At 53.8% G+C, this 19,127-nt stretch carries 13 protein-coding genes; 9 read left to right on the top strand and 4 right to left on the bottom strand.

What is annotated here, in order from left to right; translation table 11 throughout:
* Window positions 1–4,517 precede the first annotated feature (4,517 nt).
* The 9 genes from WKK33_RS05430 to WKK33_RS05390 all read left to right on the top strand — a co-directional run bounded on the left by WKK33_RS05430 (window position 4,518) and on the right by WKK33_RS05390 (window position 10,880).
* Entirely contained in the window at window positions 4,518–5,183 is a 666-nt protein-coding gene (locus WKK33_RS05430; protein ID WP_215760753.1) for a ParA family protein, read from the top strand.
* A 111-nt stretch (window positions 5,184–5,294) separates the two neighbouring features.
* Window positions 5,295–5,909: a hypothetical protein gene (locus tag WKK33_RS05425; RefSeq protein WP_337932851.1), complete on the top strand. Its 615-nt coding sequence runs from the start codon at window positions 5,295–5,297 to the stop codon at window positions 5,907–5,909.
* Between the two features lie 353 nt (window positions 5,910–6,262).
* Window positions 6,263–6,559: a hypothetical protein gene (locus WKK33_RS05420; RefSeq protein WP_215760755.1), complete on the top strand. Its 297-nt coding sequence runs from the start codon at window positions 6,263–6,265 to the stop codon at window positions 6,557–6,559.
* A gap of 9 nt (window positions 6,560–6,568) precedes the next feature.
* Window positions 6,569–6,874 (top strand): cell division protein ZapA, encoded by a 306-nt coding sequence (locus tag WKK33_RS05415; protein WP_215760756.1) that lies wholly within the window; start codon window positions 6,569–6,571, stop codon window positions 6,872–6,874.
* 53 nt (window positions 6,875–6,927) lie between these two features.
* Entirely contained in the window at window positions 6,928–8,460 is a 1,533-nt protein-coding gene (rny, locus tag WKK33_RS05410) for a ribonuclease Y (protein ID WP_337932849.1), read from the top strand.
* 361 nt (window positions 8,461–8,821) lie between these two features.
* Entirely contained in the window at window positions 8,822–9,205 is a 384-nt protein-coding gene (locus tag WKK33_RS05405; RefSeq protein WP_337637128.1) for a hypothetical protein, read from the top strand.
* 153 nt (window positions 9,206–9,358) lie between these two features.
* Complete coding sequence (locus WKK33_RS05400) at window positions 9,359–9,763, top strand: hypothetical protein (protein WP_330003872.1); 405 nt, start codon at window positions 9,359–9,361, stop codon at window positions 9,761–9,763.
* 502 nt (window positions 9,764–10,265) lie between these two features.
* A complete protein-coding gene (locus tag WKK33_RS05395; RefSeq protein WP_215760287.1) occupies window positions 10,266–10,742 on the top strand; it encodes an HU family DNA-binding protein in 477 nt (158 codons plus the stop codon).
* Window positions 10,743–10,781: 39 nt separating this feature from the next.
* Complete coding sequence (locus WKK33_RS05390; protein ID WP_215760288.1) at window positions 10,782–10,880, top strand: smalltalk protein; 99 nt, start codon at window positions 10,782–10,784, stop codon at window positions 10,878–10,880.
* Window positions 10,881–11,003: 123 nt separating this feature from the next.
* Here the strand turns inward: WKK33_RS05390 and WKK33_RS05385 are convergent, their stop codons facing one another.
* The 4 genes from WKK33_RS05385 to WKK33_RS05370 are packed head-to-tail and all read right to left on the bottom strand — an operon-like array spanning window position 11,004 to window position 19,125.
* Window positions 11,004–13,046: an alpha-amylase family glycosyl hydrolase gene (locus WKK33_RS05385; protein WP_337932846.1), complete on the bottom strand. Its 2,043-nt coding sequence runs from the start codon at window positions 13,044–13,046 to the stop codon at window positions 11,004–11,006.
* A gap of 18 nt (window positions 13,047–13,064) precedes the next feature.
* Window positions 13,065–15,002, bottom strand: coding sequence for a glycoside hydrolase family 13 protein (locus WKK33_RS05380; RefSeq protein WP_337932844.1), 1,938 nt, complete (start codon window positions 15,000–15,002; stop codon window positions 13,065–13,067).
* Between the two features lie 25 nt (window positions 15,003–15,027).
* Window positions 15,028–16,962: a type I pullulanase gene (gene pulA, locus WKK33_RS05375; RefSeq protein WP_337932843.1), complete on the bottom strand. Its 1,935-nt coding sequence runs from the start codon at window positions 16,960–16,962 to the stop codon at window positions 15,028–15,030.
* 21 nt (window positions 16,963–16,983) lie between these two features.
* Window positions 16,984–19,125, bottom strand: coding sequence for a glycoside hydrolase family 97 protein (locus WKK33_RS05370; RefSeq protein WP_337570748.1), 2,142 nt, complete (start codon window positions 19,123–19,125; stop codon window positions 16,984–16,986).
* Between the last annotated feature and the right edge of the window lie 2 nt (window positions 19,126–19,127).

Here is a 19,127-nt window from a genome sequence, read left to right as displayed (position 1 = left end):
AGAGGGATTCGAACCCCCGGTACCTCTCAGTACGCCGGTTTTCAAGACCGGTGCAATCGACCACTCTGCCATCTCTCCTTACTTGCTATGCAAGTCATGGAAGGCATATTGCCGTGCTAAACATAAGGACGATGCCTTATTGCTTTTGCGGGTGCAAAGGTAGGGCTTTTTGTTGGTTCCTCCAAATTTTTCCCCAACTTTTTTGCTCCAAAGACGAAAAAAGGCGGATTAAGGCCCCAAAAGGCGGTTTCTGAGGGTGCCATGCGGGGATGGGGAGCGCGGAATGATGAGTTGGCCATGCGGGCTGCCTTTATCAAAAGCACGATGCTCGGTGAAGCCCCATCGGTAATGATGACAGTCAGAAGGCGCCTCGTTCTTTTCCTTTTGAACAGAAATGCCCATGCCACTCGGCAAAGCCCCACAAATCGAAAGGAACGCTCTGGGACCGATGCGCAACGCACCAGTCTACAACCACGACGGCAGTGCTTGCCCTACCCGACTGTTTCAACCTAACCACTTCACATTAAACCATTTACCCTCATGAGGAACCATACCTCATTCCCCACTCCACATTCCTCGCAATCAAACAGGTAGCAGGTTGGGTAGCGCTGCGACATTGGTGTTTTGTAACCGATATTCAGCAACCTACCAATTTGTCGCAAAAGACAAGAAAAGCCCAACAAAGGTATGTTACTAATTTGTCGCACAAACGTGTAAACCATTGGTTTTGTGACGTTTGTAGAGGTGGTTAAAAACGTGTTATTTGAAGCACGGACAAGTGATCGAACGCTAAAAGAACACAAAACACCCTGTATTCGTAATATAATAATCACATAAACAAAATCATTCTCCCTATTCGTCGCCGTCATATTCCCAATTTGTCGACGCTTGCCAAAACATGTTACTAATTTGTCGCAACTACCTTACTAATTTGTCGCAGCGATGTTCCCAATTTGTCGCACCATGTTACTAATTTGTCGTCAGTTGGGCTTTGGAGCGGTTGATAATCAGCGAGTTAGGAGGCCCCTACTAATATCATGATAAACTAATGATTTACTAAAGATATCTAACTCTTTGATAAAATTCTCTTTTTTCTTTTTCTCTTTTCTTTTTTATGATGTTTGGGGAGCCGCCCTGCCCTACCCCACCGCTCCTCTCTGCTTTCCGGATCATTTCTTAGCGCTTGCGTTTTGGCGTTACGTGCTTTTCAAACATTTCTTTGCGTAAAAGCCTATCAGTGAACGCTTTATGCAATCATTTCTTATGAGTAGGCTCCTTAGCGCTTATCTTACTGTTTGTGAGATCTCTTTTGCCATTATGCTTGTTCGTTTTGTTTTTCTTTATTATCTATCTTTACACTTTCTTTCTATGCGTATATATATAAACAAACATAAAAACAATAAACGGTATATACAAACAAATAAAAACATCTATAAATAACCAAATAAATAAATACGTTTCGCGATTAGGCATGTTTGGCATTGTGAAAGGGCATCTTTCGTGTTACGATTGGGCATGTATCGCATCTCGGTTAGGCATGTATCGCGCCTCGGTTAGGCATGTTTCGCAACGCCATTAGGCATGTTTTGTAGGTTAATGGGTCTTTCTGGTGGCCCTTGCTGGCCATTTATGAAAGAGAAGAAGTAGGTGTTTCTTTTGTATGTGTGCTTTAATAAAGATGAAAAAAGCATACATGTCATCATTTTTATCTTCTTTTTTCGGTTTGTTTCGTTTTTAGTACGTTTATGCATGGGTTTGCCCTTCTTCCTTTTTTCTCTCGGGTTTTCGGTTCAGCTCCTGGTTTGTAGCTTCTGTTTGGTTATTCTATATATATGGTGGAGGGTAGGGGGCTGGTTTCTGATGCTAAGGTAAGGTGTGACTCTCGGACGGTCGCAAATATGCGACCGAACTTCTTTTCGCATACCTTGCTTGAGCAGAGAACGGTTTTATGATGGTTTTCTGCGTTTCACTTTCTGGTTGTATGGTTCCTATTGTCATTTGTTTTTTTGTTATTTTGCTGAAGGATAGGCGATTATGGGATTTTTAGTGTTTTGAGAAGCGTTTTTTTTTCGGAGAGTAGGGGGATGTGCGGTTAAAGGGTGTTCTCGCGGTGTTTTTGCGGTGTTAAGATAGAGCTATGATGGAGCTTTAGATTTTGGAGTGGGGTGGGAGAGGGATGCGCTTTGTGAAGAGACAGGAAATGGTATCTGTGGTTTGGTCTTTTCGACATACCAAAATGTAGGTTTGTTGATCATCAGAATACTAAGCAGCGTTGCCTTTTAGTAAGCCATGTTGTTATGAGGAATAGAAAAACGAAGGTTTAGGGTAGGGTGGTTAAGCTGCTTTGGTATTTCTTTGCTAACGTTCTTATGAGATTATGTTGTTTTATAAGAGGGTCCCTATGTTTTCTCCAGTTCATTGTGTGTGGCTCTTGGTGTCTTTATGCGTTTGTGGAACTTCGAATTTCGAGCGTTTTTATCTTCGTAGGTATTATCGTTTTGCGATATGTTTTACTATACGTTTTGTTCATTTCACTTGTGTTTTTTGGTGCGATTCATGTGAGATGCGTAAGTGAAATGTGGTTCAGAGGGTTGCTTGACCTATGAACAGGTGGTCTGAGATTTGAATGTTCAGAGCTGTGGAGATCGTAAAGCAAGGAGTTCTTTTCATGTTTTTGTCGCCGTTTGGCATGTTTCTTTGTATTTATGTTTGTTTATCCTTTTATCTTTTTAATGAACTATATATATGAATAACAAAATAAAGAAATAAATAATGACTATATTTTCCTTTTTGAGTATAAACATAAAAATATAAATAAAGATACATACGCAAGAATAAAAGCATAAACAAATAAATATAGATAAGAATAACAGAATAAACAAATAAACAACGCTATACCTATTAAAACAAATAAATAAAAGAATGGATAAATACCTATCCAAGCAAATAAATATATAAAGAAACAAATCAATAATTATGTTTAGAGAATTTGTTATTTTGAATTTGGACCCGCAAAAATACGGTTAAAATAAATAAATGTCTTTTTGTTTTATTATATATATAAATGGTTGTTGAGTTCTTTTTTTTGAGATTCTTCCGTTAAATGCATAGATGAGATATGGAAATGCATAGATGATATATGGGTTGACTGAAAGGGCTGAAAGGATTGTAGCGATAGGCAACACACTCTGTAAGGGAAGCGGCTTTCTATTCTATGCTTTTGTCCTTTTAGGGCGTTTGTAATACCCAATGGCCATCCTGGGCTATGCCCTGGAATATGAGCTTATGACCCATCGGGGCGTTTATCCGCGCGTTAACGGAAGAAATTTTTTGTGTGGTTGGAAACTACGAAATGGACGCAAATATGCGCCCGGTATTTTTTGAGTGAAGATTATGGAAGCTATAATGTATTAATATTTAGGTTGTTACGATATCTTTAATTAAACAAACATATATATAAATAAATAATGATGGAGGGTAATGGGATGTTTTTGTTGTTGTTTGTTTTTGTGTGTCAGGGCGTTTTAGGAGGCCAGATGAAGCTCTTTCGTGTATTCTGATGCGTGATGGTTGGTTGGTGTGAGCTGTTTCGGGGGAAACGATGGCTTTTTGGGGCGTTTTTGGGTTTTTGGGCTTGCTGGTTGGCAGTTTGAGACGCGCGGGAGATGGTTAGCATGGTGATAGGGTGGGTTCCTCTTGTGTATGAGGTGCGGTTACGGTTCTATTAGGTTTGAAGATTGGTTGTTGGTTGCCGCGTTTTTGGTTGTTAGTATTTTAATGTGTAAATAAATACAGAGCACTTCAAAACCTTCCTATATATAAATAAATAAAAACATATGAAAATAAATAATTATAGACGATGAATAAACATATAAACAAATAAAAGAATAAAAGGCGATGAGTATATACAAATAAACAAATATGCAAATAAAGAAATAAAGAAACATAAGCATAAATAAACCGAAAAACATTAAAATAAAAGAATATAGGAGTAAAGAAATATTAGTATAGAAAAATAAAAGCATAAAGATATGTAAGAATGAATAAAGGAATAAATTAAAAAGCTAAAAAATAAAGATTTGTTTGCGTAGATAAATAATAATGTGTATATTTGCAGGGTAATCGGGAAAGAGGCTGTTTTGGCCTCGCCACGGGGGCTTTTGAAAGGACGCTCGGAAGGGCTGCAGAAGAGGCTCGCTGGCGCATCAAAAATGCTCGGAAGGGCGCAAGAGGCGGGAAGGCGCAAGAGGCTGGAAGGCACGAGGCTCGCGTAACTGGCGGGTGGCTGGCGCAAATATGCGCCAGAAATGCTTTTCGCAGAACATGAGGGCTCTGGGGGTTCTTTAGGGCTCTGGGGGTTCGTTAAAGCTCTTTTTGGAGGGAGCTTTGGGGCTCGGCGGTCTTTAAGGCTCTTGAGGGTCTTTGGGGCTCAGCAGGGTTCGTTAGAGCTCAAGGGGTTATGGCTTAGCGGTTCCCCTTTCCTTTCACCGATTTATTATAATAAGCAATTGAGGATCATGAAGAATAGGAAGATTATTTTTGCCAATCAGAAGGGTGGCGTGGGAAAATCGACGCTGTGCATACTCTTCGCTAACTATCTGGCCTGGAAGAAACAGGATGTGTGTGTGATCGATACCGACCTGCAGAAAACCATTAAGATGCAGCGACGAAAAGATATGGAGCTCTATGAAGGACAAGAGGAGCCTTACGTGGTGCAGGACTTCGATGTGCAGGACCCAGAGACCATGCAGCAGTTGATGGACTCGGCGTCGAACACCGAGGGCTATGTGCTGTTCGACTCGCCGGGTAACGTGTCGGAGGACGGACTGGTGCCGATGTTCACCAACGCCGACTTCATCGTGTGTCCGTATGAGTACGAGGAGAAGACGCTCGACTCCACGGGTACGTTCGTGCAGGTGATCAACGCACTGCGACAGCACACACCGGAGATGACGGCGAAACTGTTTTTTGTGCCTAACCGCATCGACGTGCGTATCGGTACGAAGAACGAGCTCGACATGTGGAAGCAGACCGATGCTATCTTCAAGCAGTTGGGCGCCGTCACGCCGCGCATCACGGCACGCGCCGCACTGAAGCGTATCAACACGGTGGAGATCACGGCGGCGCAGCGTGAGGCGGTGAAGCCCGCCTTCGACTTCATGATTCGACGCATGAAGGAGTAACCAACGACTCGCCATCGTGGTGAGGCGGTCGGGCTTGCCCCGGCGCTGTAACGGTGGGAGAGGGAAGGAACGATAATCATATTATTCACAACATATTTCACTATCATACTTATGGCAAACAAACAAAAGACACGCGTCGTGCTGCCAGGCGGCATCCAAGGACTGGTGCACACGTTGCAGAACGGTACGGCTGAGCCTGCCATGAAGGCTCAGGTGGACGTGACGAAGCTCAACGACGAGAACGACGACAATTCATATACATCCGAGAACGAGAACAACGAGGTGGCGGCAGAGCAGACGGTGCAGCAGGCTCCGCAGGCACAGCCGGTGCAACAGGCGCCGCAGGCACAGACGCAACAGGCCGCTCCCGCACAGTCGACTCAGCAGGCTCCGCAGGCACAGCAAGCCGTTCCCGCACAGCCCGAGCGCGCTCCCCGTGGTCGTCGCCCGAAGGAGAACACTATGAAGGAATACACCATCGTGAAGGATGACTCGCGCGACTCATGGGATCTGTTCCTCGACATGGCGAAGCAGTATAAGGACGGTGGTGGCAAGTTGGCCACGATCTATATCGACGAGTCGCTGAAGAACGTGCTCGACAGAATGAAGTATTGTGGACCGGAGAAGCTCTCCACCTCGGCCATCCTGAGCTCTATCGTGGCGCGCTTCATCTTCGACCATGAGGAGGACATTAAGAAAGTGATGTTCTCGGGACGGCTGATCTAAGGGCTGACGCAGGCGCTCCAGGCTGGCTGGCACAAGCAAGCGGCTTGGAGCTGGAGGCGACTCATAGGAGGCGCGGCTTGAAACTGGAGGCGGGCGCAAATATGCGCCCGAAAATGGCTTTCGCAGGTGGGGAAGCTGGATGCAGGCGCTCGTGTTCGGAGCTGGACGAGAAGGCGGGCGCTGGGGTGCTTGGGACAGGAAGGGCGCTTCCTGTGGCAAGCGGTGGGCGAGCCTTCTGTGGGGGCCGTTCCTTCAATAACTACCCGAAAAACAATTATTTTCGGCATCTTATTCGTGTGAAACATTTGGATTATTCAGGATAATGTTTTAATTTTGCAGAAAATTGTATCGTAATGGATGCCAACGAGAAGATCATAGATACATTCGCCACACGCGTCAGACAGATGATTCTCCAGTATCACGACGTGGTGAAGGAGAACGGCGAACTGTACGCCATGGTCGACGAGCGCGACGCCGAGATCAGGCGCCTGCAGGCTGAGGTGCGCCAACTCCAGAACGATTACAAGTCGTTGAAGACGGCTCGCATGCTCGAGGTGAGCGACACCGACCTCGACACCGCCAAGCGCAAGGTGAACAAGCTCATACGAGACGTCGACAAGTGTATCACGCTGCTCAGTGAACAACAGTAACAGGTAGTGATGGCAGAAGCAGATCAGAATAAAATCAACATACGGTTGCATATCTATGACACCGATATCATGGTGCGGGTTCCGCGCGATGAGGAGCCGCTGTACCGTAAGGACGCGGAACTCATCAACGAGCTCCTCAATGCCTATTTTTCCAATTTCAAAGGCATGAAGGGCGACAAGGAGATCACCTATTTCGCCATGATCGATCTTGGCTTGAGGCTGCAGAAAGAGCTCAAGCGCAATGACACCAAACCCTACGATGATATTCTCACCAAGCTGACTTCTGAGATCGAGGCCGTGCTGAAGGAAAAATGAGCGCGCCAACGATGACGTGAGAATATGAAACATCAATTAACAACCATAAATTCATGACAACAATAATCGTAACCGCCATCGTCGCTTTGGTTATCGTCGTGGCGGGTTATCTTGTTTCTCGCCATCTCCTCGACGGGAAATACAGAGATATGATGGAGAAGGCCCAGAAGGAGGCCGATGTTATTAAGGAGAAGAAACTCCTCGAGGTGAAGGAGAAGTTCCTCAACAAGAAATGCGAACTGGAGAAGGAGGTGCAGCAGCGCAACCAGAAGATCCAGCAGAGCGAGAACAAGCTCAAGCAACGTGAGCTGCAGCTCAACCAGCGCCAGGAGGAACTCGGACGCCGCAAGCAGGAGAACGACCAGGCGCAGCAGCGCATCGACAACGAGAAGAAACTGCTCGCCCTGAAGCAGGCCGATCTCGAGAAGATGCAGGAACAGGAGCGCGCCAAGCTCGAGGAGCTCTCGGGCCTCTCGGCCGAGGAGGCTAAGAACCGCCTCGTGGAGAGCATGAAGGACAAGGCAAAGATGGACGCCGCAAGCTACATCAACGAGATTGTGGACCAGGCTAAGCTCGACGCCAACCAACAGGCACGTAAGATCGTCATACAGACCATCCAGCGCGTGGCCACGGAGACCGCCATCGAAAACTCCGTCAGCGTGTTCCATATCGACAACGATGAGGTGAAGGGCCGCATCATCGGTCGTGAGGGTCGTAACATTCGCGCCCTCGAGGCCGCCACAGGCACCGAGATCGTCGTCGACGACACGCCCGAGTCGATCATCATCTCGGCCTTCGACCCCGTGCGTCGTGAGGTGTGCCGCCTGGCGCTCCACCAGCTCGTGGCCGACGGTCGCATCCACCCCGCACGCATCGAAGAGGTGGTGGCCAAGGTGAAGAAGCAACTCGACAACGAGATCATCGAGACCGGTAAGCGCACCGCCATCGACCTCGGTATCCACGGTCTGCACCCTGAGCTCATCCGCATCGTGGGAAAGATGAAGTATCGCTCATCCTACGGACAGAACCTCTTGCAGCACGCCCGCGAGACCGCTAACCTCTGCTCTGTGATGGCCGCCGAGCTCGGACTGAACCCGAAGAAGGCTAAGCGCGCCGGACTGCTCCATGATATCGGTAAGGTGCCCGATGAGGAGAGTGAGCTGCCGCACGCTCTGCTCGGTGCTAAGATCGCTGAGAAATATAAGGAGAAACCTGATATCGTGAACGCTATCGCCGCCCACCACGACGAGGTGGAGATGGCCACCCTGCTGGCTCCTATCGTGCAGGTGTGCGACGCCATCTCTGGTGCCCGTCCCGGTGCCCGTCGCGAGATCGTGGAGGCTTACATCAAGCGTCTCAACGACCTTGAGGCCATCGCCATGAGCTACCCCGGCGTTACCAAGACTTACGCCATCCAGGCGGGTCGCGAGCTGCGCGTCATCGTGGGTGCCGATAAGATGAACGACGACGAGAGCACAAAGCTCAGCTCTGAGATCGCTGAGAAGATCCAGAACGAGATGACCTACCCCGGACAGGTGAAGATCACCGTGATCAGAGAGACACGATCGGTGGCCTACGCCAAGTAAGGCTTCTACATAGCTATAACAAAGCGCCTCACGGAGACCTGGATGACAGGCTTGCCGGGAGGCGCTTTTTTTGTGGGGGCGGGCTTGGAGGGCGCTTGGCGGGTTCTTGACGGGTTCTTGGCGGGCGCAAATATGCGCCCGAAAATGGCTTTCGCGGGGCGGAAGGGTTTTCCTTTCGCAGGGGGCATTTCTGAAGGGTTTTCCTTTCACAGGGGGCTTTCGCAGGGTGGAAGGCTTTTCGCGGGGCAGGGCGGCAGGTGGGCTGGATGGGCACAGTGGCGGCTTCTTGGGCATTATTTGGGGCAATCGTTTGGTGGGGCCGTGGTTTTTACGTATCTTTGCGGTTGGTAAAAGCGTATTTATGAGCATCATCGTTAAGGCAGTTCTGTTATTGCTTACCCTGTTCCTTAGTCCGTTGGGCACGGAGCAGGCGCAGGCCGCGCGCCCCATCGAACAGGCGCACGTGGCCGACAGCACCCTCGCTGAGCGACACGATAAGCCTCAGGCGGTGCTCGACAACGCGGCGGAGCTCGTGCGTGTCTGCTCCACCCGTCCAGTGCGCGTCAACCCATCCCCCTGCCACGTGCCCGCCAAGCGCATCGTCGCACGTCAGCAGGTATTGTTCAACAGTCAGAAAACATCGTTCCTGCAATATCGGGGCCCGTGTGCCCGTTGCTCAACCCCGATACTTGTCGCGCCCTCATGCCACCGTTATGTCTACGCATTAGGGCGACTCCTGTGTTAGTGGGGCGTGGACCCCAACGGTTGGTCTTTGTCCCATAGGGCCAAGGCCACACTCCTTATTATTATATTATACCCGTGCGTCACGACCGGCAGGCCCAAGGCCCGTCGCGCCGGCATGCACCCATTCCACACATCCATTAACACGTATACAACGATGACAAAATACACAAAACTCAATCTCTCGGCCGATCTGGCCACCGATCCCCGTATTCAGGTAACCTCATCCTTCTTCGGACTGTCGCAGAAGGCAACCTACCTGCCCACCCACAGTCCGCTCAAGGCCGTGCGCCTCGAGTTTTCGAGTGAGGCCGGACAAGCCTTGGCACAGGCCCTGAAGGCCGATCCCGCCAAGCGCGCCGCCAAGCTGTCGGCGCTCCACTGGGTGAGTCCGAGCGACTTCGGCAACTACCAGCTGGAGGGCTGCTACACGCAAGATGGCACCTTCGCCGCCCTGCGGCTCTATCAGTTTGAGTCGCTGAGCTACAGGGCCATCAGTGAGCTATGCCTGTTTGAGGGCCCGGAGGTTGCTGAGGTAACCAAGGTGCTTGGCGCTGCCTGATAGGCGGTGAGGCTTTATGCTTATTTTTGAGCGCTCTTCCTTGCTTGGGAGGGCGCTCTTTTGGTTCTTGGGGGGCGGGGGCTTGGCGGTTCCTGGCGGGTTCTTGGCGGGCGCAAATATGCGCCCGAAAATGGCTTTCGTGGGGTGGGAGGGTTTTCCTTTTGCAGGGGGCTTTTCGGAAGGGCTTTCCTTTCGCGGGGTGGGAGGGTTGGCTTTCGAAAGGGGTGGGAGGGTTGGCTTTCGAAAGGGGTGGGGGAGGCTGGATGCTTGGGCATGCTTGGGGCTCGGGAATGGCTGGGGCTCGGGCATGCTTGGGGCTGGATGCTCGGGCGTTTGGGCTGGGCGTGGCTTGCTACCTTTCCTTTTGCCGTTTGGTGATTTTCGCTAAACCCACTACCTTTGCAATCGTTAAAACCAAGGCGACGCCACCGCGGGGCGCATGCTACGGTATCAACACAAACACTCACAATCATTATTAACCTTAAAACACAGAAAAACAATTATGGCAGTATTTTATCGTAAGTATCAGGAGAAGCGCGAGGGTAACAAGAACTATGGCAAGTGGTATGGCCGCAGCGTCATCCTCAACACCGTGTCGACCAAGGATCTCGCTTCCGAGATCTCGCACGCCACCACCGTGACCTACGCTGATGTGTTGGCGGTGCTCGCAGGGGCCTCAGAGGCTATGAAGCAGCATTTGCAGAACTCGCAGAAGGTGGTGCTCGATGGCATCGGCGCGTTTAAGGTGGGCATAAACACCGTTGCCGCCGCCACCAGCGCCGAGTTTGGAGCGCAGAACGTGAAGAACTTCCGTGTGCTCTTCGCTCCCGAGATCCACTTCGTGGGCAACGGTCAGGTGACGGACAAGAACCGCCGCGCCGGCAACTACGTGAAGGATTTGCTCCAGGGCGTCACCGCCAAGGAGGCTCCTAAGAACGCTGTGGTCGACGCCAAGACTCCCACCGATCCCAAGGCGTAACCCATCCGTCTCACATCTAACAACACTAACACACGCATCATGAAACTATCTCGTCAAACCTGGAAGAACATTGTGCAACTGGCGCTGAGCATCCTCACCGCCGTGGCCACCACCCTCGGCCTGAACAGTTGTCTCTAACCCTCTTCCAACAGTGCTCCCCAAGTCAGCCACAGGGCCGGCTTGGGGAGCTTTCTTCTTTATAACCTCTTATGTATTTTTTCTTGCCTCATAGGCGGAGCGTTCACCACCTGTGCGAGAGGTTTATGGCTTTGCCACCTTGGCGCCGTTTACGATGTAGAGGCCGGCGGGAAGTCCGGTTGTGGCCTCCGCAGCGTCTACGTAGGTGCTGAAGCGTCGTAGCGTGCGACCGTCGATGCTTGTCACCGTGGTGGGTCGATGTGCGTTGGCCGTTGTGATGGGTGCGATGGCCGTGGCGTACTTGTCGCTCACATCCTTCACGAGGTAATGTCCGCTGGCATCCTTGCTTGCCGTAACAACGAGATAGGATGTGCGTTTCACGTTCTGCACATTGGCTGTTTGCACCGATCCATTGCTGCTGTTGAACACGAAGTTCACATAATCGTTCTTCGCATTGATTGCGTAGTGGAGCGTGTACCACGTCTTGCCGTCGAGCTTGGTGGTGGTCGTTACACGGTCGCCCGGCCAGCTCTTTGCTGTGGGGTTGTGCGATCCGTCGCCACCCCACGACCACACATACATCGACGTCCATCCCACGGCGTCGGTGTTGACGTTAACGCTGATGTTGTAAGGCTTGAACGCTTCCACCTGATAAGTCCTGGTGACGGTGCCCAGCACCTTGCCGCCCGTGAGCAGCGCCACCTTCAGCGTGGTGTTTCCCTCCGGCAGGAGCAGCGTGGCGCCGTTGTTTGCGCGTCTGCTTTGGCTGGTGGGGTCTGTTCCGTCGAGCGTGTAAACCAGTTGTGCATTTTTGTCTGTGGCGATGGCCCTGAGCGTCACCGTCGCCCCCTCATCATAATGGCCCGAAGGCAGCGAAGTCCACGCCGTTTGCATGGTGCGCTCCAGGAAGTAACGGTAGTGGTGCCCTTCGGCAGCGAGCGCCCATGTGTTGGCGTCGGGCGAGTAGGTGTTGGCCGACGATCCCACAGCCACATGCAGTCGTCCTTTCGTTCCCGTAGTGGTGAATATGTATCGTGCCACGCTACTGCCGTTGCGTTTCCATGCGCTCTGGTTGTTGATGCCCGTGAGGTTACGCAGCAGAATCATGTTCTTGATGTCGGCCTTACAATCGATCCAATGCTTGAGAAACACACAGGGCGTACCCGGCATGGCGAGGATGTAGGCGTTTGCCGCCAGCGTGTCGCGCTTGATGGGGTCTTGCTGCTCCGAGGCCGACCGCCGTTCGGTGTCGTGGTTCTCCACGAAGGTCACGGCGTACCGCGCGTAGGTGGGATCGGTGGCCAGTCCGTCGTGGTCGAGCTTGGTCCAGTTGCTATAGTTTGTGGCGTCGCGCACGGCATATCGTGTGTTGAAGTCGAACGCCGCGCTCTGTATCACCCCGTTCACCTTCGTGCCATTGATCCAGTTGGTGAGCAGTTGTTTGTTACCATCGAAATACTCGCCCACCGAGAACGTTGGTTTGGCGTCGGCGTTGTAGAGTGCCGTAAACTTGGCCGCGTAGCCCTTCACCATGTCGTAGCGCACGCCCGCATACCCCATGTCGTTGAGGAGGAAGTGGAGATACGCCTTCACGTTCTTCTGCACGTTAGCGCTGTTATGGTCGAGGTCGCGTGCAAACGTCACCCCCTCGCCCGTGTCGTTGTTGTTGCTGAGCGCATATCCGTTGGCGGCGGCCCATGAGGCCGTCTGTCCGCCGCAGTCGTCCTTGCAGATGTCGGTCGACAACAGTTGGTAGGTTTTCCCTTGGTACGTCTCCTTTGGGAAGTCTACCCAGTTGGTGAGCGTCTTTCTGTGGTTGATCACCACGTCGGCGATGGTCCCTATTCCCTTTTGCTTGAGCTTGCCGATCATCGACCGCAACTCCTGTTCCGATCCGAAGGCACTCTGGTAGTTGTTGAACCAGTAGAGGTCGTCGTATCCCATCGATTCGCCTCCGCAGTTGCCACTCTGCGGAATCCACACGAGGTTGAAATACTGTGCGAGTTCATCCGCCTGGCTCTCCAGGTTTTTCCAGTGTGAGGCGTCGAAGCTGTTCCAGTAGAATCCTTGCAGCATCACGCCCTGGTGGTTGGCTGGCCATCCCTGCGCCATGAGTGCTGCGGGTAGGGCCAGTGCTGCCACCAATGATGATAATTTCTTGTTCATAGACGGTTTCGTGTTATTTTATTGCTGTGCGTTGATCTCGAGCACCATGGTGGCCCTTGGCGCCAGCGTGATGTCCTTTGTGAGGTCGATGGTGCGTCGTGTGAGGATGTTGTTGGCCTGCTTGGCCCCTTGGAGCACCTCCTGGTAGCGCTGTGTGTGCATCTTGCGTTGGTGCGACGTGCCGTTCACGATGGTGAGCACCGCCCTTCCCGGCAGTGTGCGCGCCACGACATACACCCCGTCCTGCGGAATAAACTGCGTTTGCTTACCCTTGGTGATGAGCTCGTTGCCCTGTCGCCAGTGGAGCAGACGACTGATCCAGTTGAACATCTGGTTCTCCTCCTTCGTGCGTCCCTGCTGAGTGAAGGCGTTGTGCTCGTCGCCGGGGAATCCACCGGGGAAGTCGCGCCTCACATTGCCGTCGGTCACCTCTTTCGTGCCGTTCATGAGCACCTCCGTGCCATAATAGAGCTGCGGTATGCGGTCGATGGTGAGCAGCAAGGCCAACGCCTGCTTCAGCGCCAGCGAGTCGCGGCCGTTGCCGAGGAACCGGTCGGTGTCGTGGTTCTCGATGAACGCCATCACATGATGCGGGTCGCGGTAGAGATAGTCGTAGCAGAGCGCGTTGTAGATTCGGTTGAATCCCTGCCACCATCCGTCGGTCTCCTCGTTCTTGGCCTGGTTGATGCGGTCGAAGAAGGCAAAATCCATCACCGTCTTGAGGTAACTGTTCTTCTCCGTCAGTTTGCTGTCTTTCTGCCATGCGGCGGTGTAGGCCGGCTCCGTCACCCACGTCTCTCCCACGGTGTTGAAGTTGGGATATTCGTTGTTGAGCGTCTTCATCCATAGCGCCATGCCGTCGCGGTCGGCGTAGGGGTATGTGTCCATGCGTATGCCGTCGATGCCCACGGTCTCTATCCACCACTCACTGTTTTGTATGAGATACCTCATGACGTGCGGGTTGCGCTGGTTGAGGTCGGGCATGGTAGGCACGAACCACCCGTCTACCGTTTCCTTGAGGTCCATCTGGCTGGCGTAGGGGTCGAGCACCGGCGTGAGCTTGTAGCTCGTTTGCAAGTACTTGTCGTTCACCTTGGCGACGCCGTCGATGGTGCCCAGTTTTTTCTTATGCGCCGCCGTCTGGTTTTCCGGTGCGAGCCATTCGGGCGTGTTAAACCAGTCTTTCGATGGCATGTCGGCCACCCACGGATGGTCTATGCCGCAATGGTTGAAGATCATGTCCATGACCACCTTCAGACCCTTGCTGTGGGCCTCGTCGACGAGCCGCTTATACTCTTCGTTGGTGCCGAATCGCGGGTCCACCCGGTAGTAGTTGGTGGTGGCGTAGCCGTGGTAGGTAGAATGTGCCCCATCGTTGGGACCGTCGTTCTCGAGCAGCGGCGTGAACCACAGCGCCGTCACGCCGAGGTCCTTGAAGTAGTCGAGATGCTGACGAATGCCCTCCATGTCGCCTCCGTGTCGCAGGCTTGGCGCCGTGCGGTCGCACGTCTTGTCGCGCATGGTCTTGAAGGCGTCGTTGTGTGGGTTGCCATTGGCAAATCGGTCGGGCATGAGCATGTAGAGCACATCGGCGTTGGAGAATCCCATGCGCTTGTCGCCCGCCATGTCGCGGTCTTTCAGCAGGTATTTCACCTTCTTGGTCTGCTTGCCCTGCTTGAAGCACAGCGTCATCTCGCCCGCCTTGGCCCCTTTGAGGTTGAGGTAGACGAGGAGATAGTTGGGCGAGTCGAGACGTGCGATAGAATCGATGCGCACCCCCGGGTAGCTCACTTCCACGTCGGCGCTGCGCACATCCTTGCCGTGCACCATCAGTTGCAGCGAGGCGTCTTTCATGCCTACATACCAGTTGGTGGGCTCAATGCGATCGACCCCCACCGCTGCGTTCATGCTCATTGCACTCATAAGCATCATTAGTGATATCAGTTTTTTCTTCATAATCTTAATCTTTGTTGTTTCAGCTTTATTTCCGATAGAGTATCAGTGCCGATTGGGCGTCGACCGTAGCCTGGCCCTTGATGGGCATGCCGATGCCCTCCTCGTTGATCACACCGTTGCAGCACGCCACGTAGTAGTGGCCTTGTGGAAGGACGATCGATCTCGGCTCCTTGTTCGCGTTGAGCGCTACGATGATGTCGTTCCAGCTGTCGATGCCCTCCAGGTTCTTCAGGCGGAAGGCCACCAGACAGTGGTCGGAGGCCATAAACTCCAGGTGCTCCCTCACGGCGTCGGCCTTGGCCAGGCGGAAAGCCGGATGGTGCTTGCGCAGGCCGATCAATCCGCGGTAATACTCAAACACCTCGGGGTAACGCCTCAGGTTGTCCCAGTTGAGCGCGTTGATGCTGTCGGGCGACGCATAGCTGTTGTGCACCCCCTTCTTGTTGCGCAGCATCTCCTCGCCCGCCAAGATGAACGGCACACCCTGCGACGTGAACACCGCCGTCTGTGCCAGTAGGTCGAGGCGTATGAGCTCCGCCTCGCGGTCGGCGTAGCTTCGCGTGGCGTCGTTCCATCCTGGCATGGTTGCCTTCAGGCGGTCCACCAGGCACATGTCGTCGTGGCAGCTCACGTAGCTTATCTGTTGCGTCGGCTCCTTGGCCCACGGCTTGTGGTCGTAGTTCACCCGCGCCATGTCGACCTGCGGGTGTGCTATGCCGCCCACGATGCCAAACTTCAGGCTCTCTTCCTCGCCCCCTAAGCCGACGAGGAACGCCCCCTTGGTGTCGTCGCTGAACGGTCCGCGCAGGGCGTCGCGCATGTCGTCGCTGAACGCCCCTATGCCGTGGAGCTTGTAGGCCGCCGCCTTCACGGCCAACTGGTCTTGCGGGAAGGCGCACGCTCCGGCGCTCCATCCCTCGCCGTAGATATAGATCGAAGGATCGATCTCGTCGACGGCGGCTCGTATGGCGTTCATCGTCTCGATGTCGTGCGCGCCCATGAGGTCGAAGCGGAAGCCATCGATGTGGAACTCGTTGATCCAGTATTTCACGCTCTCTATCATAAACTCGCGCATCAGCGGCCGCTCCGAGGCCGTCTCGTTGCCGCAGCCCGACCCGTTGGAGTAGCGTCCGTCGGCCGTCTTGCGGTAGTAATAGTCGGGATAGGTGCGTTGGAAATTGCTTCCGTCGATGTCGAACGTGTGGTTGTACACGGCGTCGAAGATGACGCGTATGCCCGCCTTGTGGAGCGCCTGCACCATGGCCTTCATCTCGCGTATGCGCACCGCCGGCTTGTAGGGGTCGGTGGCGTAGCTACCCTCCGGCACATTGTAGTTCTTCGGGTCGTAGCCCCAGTTGAACTGCGGCCGTTGCAGCTGCGTCTCGTCGACCGAGGCATAGTCGAACAACGGTTGGAAATGGATGGCGTTCACGCCCAACCGCTTCAGGTAGTCGATGGCGCGGGGCTCTGTGAGCGCCAAGTACTTTCCCTGGTGCTGCAACCCCGACGTGGGGCTGATGGAGAAGTCGCGCATGTGCAGTTCGTAGATCACGAGGTCGGCGGGCGATGCCAGCGCGGGTCGTCGGTCGTGGCTCCATCCCTCGGGGTCGGTGTCGGCCATGTTGAGTATGGCGCCTCGGTTGCCGTTCACGCCCACCGCCTTGGCGAACGTTCCCGGACATTCGCCAAGGCCCATGTCGAAGGTGTAGAACCGTCCTGCCAGGTCGCCCTTGAGGATGGCCTCCCAGCGGTTGTTTCCCAAGGCCCGCATCTTCACCGTCTTGATGGGTTTGCCTCCCTGCGCGTCCTTGTAGATGCGCACCTTCGGCATGGAGGGTGCGTTGAGGTGGAACACGGTTTGCGTCTTGCCATATTCCATCTCGTTAAATCGCCCTTGGGCGTTGGCGTTCCATGTCATCATGGCGGCAAAGATTACGGTTAATAAGTATCTTACTTTCATGTTATGGGTAGCGTGTGGGTGTTACTTGGCCATCAGCGACACGGCGAAACCGCCGCCGCGCGCCTCCTTGATTTTCAGCACATCGCCCTTCTTCACGGTCTTGTGCAGAATGTGGTAAGCCTTCGGGTTCTTCTCGTAGTCGGCCTCCTTGGCGTCTTGGTAGATGGCGCAGTCGTAGCGTCGCCCCTTGTCGAGGAAGTCGAGTCGCACCACGGCGGTATGGGCGTCCTCGCCCGTCTTTCCGCCCACAAACCAGTTGTCGGTGCCCTTGGCCTTGCGCGCCACGGTGATGTATTTGGCCGGCTCGGCCTCCAGGTAGCGCGAGTCGTCCCAGTCGCACGCCACGTCGCGAATAAACTGGAATGCGTCGTCGTATTTCTCGTAGTGCTCAGGCAGGTCGGCTGCCATCTGCAGCGGCGAGTACATCACGAGGTAGAGCGCCAGTTGTCCGCAGAGCGTGGAGTGCACAAAGCTCTTGTTGTTGCTCCAGTCGGCGAGTCGCGTCTCGAAGATGCCCGGCGTGTAGTCCATCGGACCGCCCTGCAGGCGGGTGAACGGCAGCATCACCGTGTGGTAGGCCACATTGCCCCCAAACGCCTCATACTCCGTGCCTCGGGCGCTCTCGTTGCCCACGAGGTTGGGCCATGTGCGGCAGATGCCCGTGGGTCGTGTGGCCTCATGTGCGTTGACCATGATGTGGTGCTTGGCTGCCGTTTCCACGACCCGTTGGTAGTGGTTGTTCATCAGTTGCGAGTAGTGGTACTCGCCGCGTGGGATGATGTCGCCCACGTAGCCCGTCTTCACGGCGTCGTAGCCGTAGCGGTTCATGAGGTTGAACGCCTCCTCCATGTGTCGCTCATAGTTGAGCGCCGAGCTCGATGTTTCGTGGTGCATCATGAGCTTCACCCCCTTGGCGTGGGCATAGTCGTTGAGCGCCTTGATGTCGAAGTCGGGGTAGGGCGTCACAAAGTCGAACACGTCGAGCTTCTGGTGCCCGAACCAGTCTTCCCATCCCACGTTCCATCCTTCCACGAGCACCTCTTGCAGGCCGTTCTTCGCGGCGAAGTCGATGTAGCGTTTCACCTCCGCCGTGGTGGCGCCGTGTGTGCCGTTGGGCTTGCATTTCGAGTAGTCGGTCACGCCGAGCCTTACCGATGGGTAATCGTTGGTGTAGCTCCAGGTCTTCGTTCCAACGATCATGTTCCACCACACGCCGCAGTACTTGGTGGGGTGTATCCACGACGTGTCCTCGATCTTGCACGGCTCATTGAGGTTGAGCGTCAGTTTGCAGGCCAGCATGTCGCGTGCGTCGTCGCTCACGAGCACCGTTCTCCAGGGCGTGTTGAACGGCGTCTGTATGAATCCCTTCCGTCCCACGGCGTCGGGCGTGAGCCACGACTCGAGCACGAGGTTCTTCTCGTCGAGGTTGAGGTGCATGGTGGGATAGTCTATGCATGCCGCCTCATGGATGTTGATGTAAAGGCCGTCGCTGGTTTTCATCTGGAGCGACGTTTGCACGCCCGTGTCGGAGAACACCGTCGTCGACGAGTTGCCCTTATACGCTTCGCGGTTCTTGGCTATGACGGCCCTGATGCCGGTGAGCGGCGTGATCTGGTATTCATACTCCTGCGTGTCGTAGTCGCCCGGAATCCAGTAGGCCGTGTGGTCGCCTGCCATGGCAAACTGCGTGTGCTCCTCCTTGATGACGAAGTAGTTGAGCTCCTGCTGTTGCGGAAACTCGTAGCGCAGTCCCATGCCATAGTCGTACACGCGGAAGCGTATGGTGATGTTTCGCTTGGTGGCCGGCTGTCGGAGATCCACGGCCATCTCGTTGTAGTGGTTTCTGATGGTGGCCGTTTCGCCCCACACCGGCTTCCACGTCTCGTCGAAGGTCGATGTGCGGTGGTTGGTCTCCTCAAATCCGTCCATGAGGTCGGTCTCGTCCATGCCCTTCGAGGCGTGCTTGTCCTTGGCAAGCTCCAGTCCGAGGTGCGACGGTTTGCACACCGCCTTCCCCTTGTATTGCATCTCGTAGGTGGGTTGTCCCTTGGGCGAGAGCGAGAAGGTCACTACCACGTTGCCGTTGGGCGAGGTTACGGTTTGTGCCGCGGCGCCCATGGGCAGCAGCGCCATGGCGAGAAGTAGGATGTCTTTGCGCGTCATGA

The sequence above is a fragment of the Hallella sp. genome (genome assembly GCF_037460745.1).
Taxonomy (GTDB): domain Bacteria; phylum Bacteroidota; class Bacteroidia; order Bacteroidales; family Bacteroidaceae; genus Prevotella; species Prevotella faecis.
The sequence above is the reverse complement of the archived record's forward strand: the minus strand, read 5'-3'. Positions and strand labels throughout refer to the sequence as shown.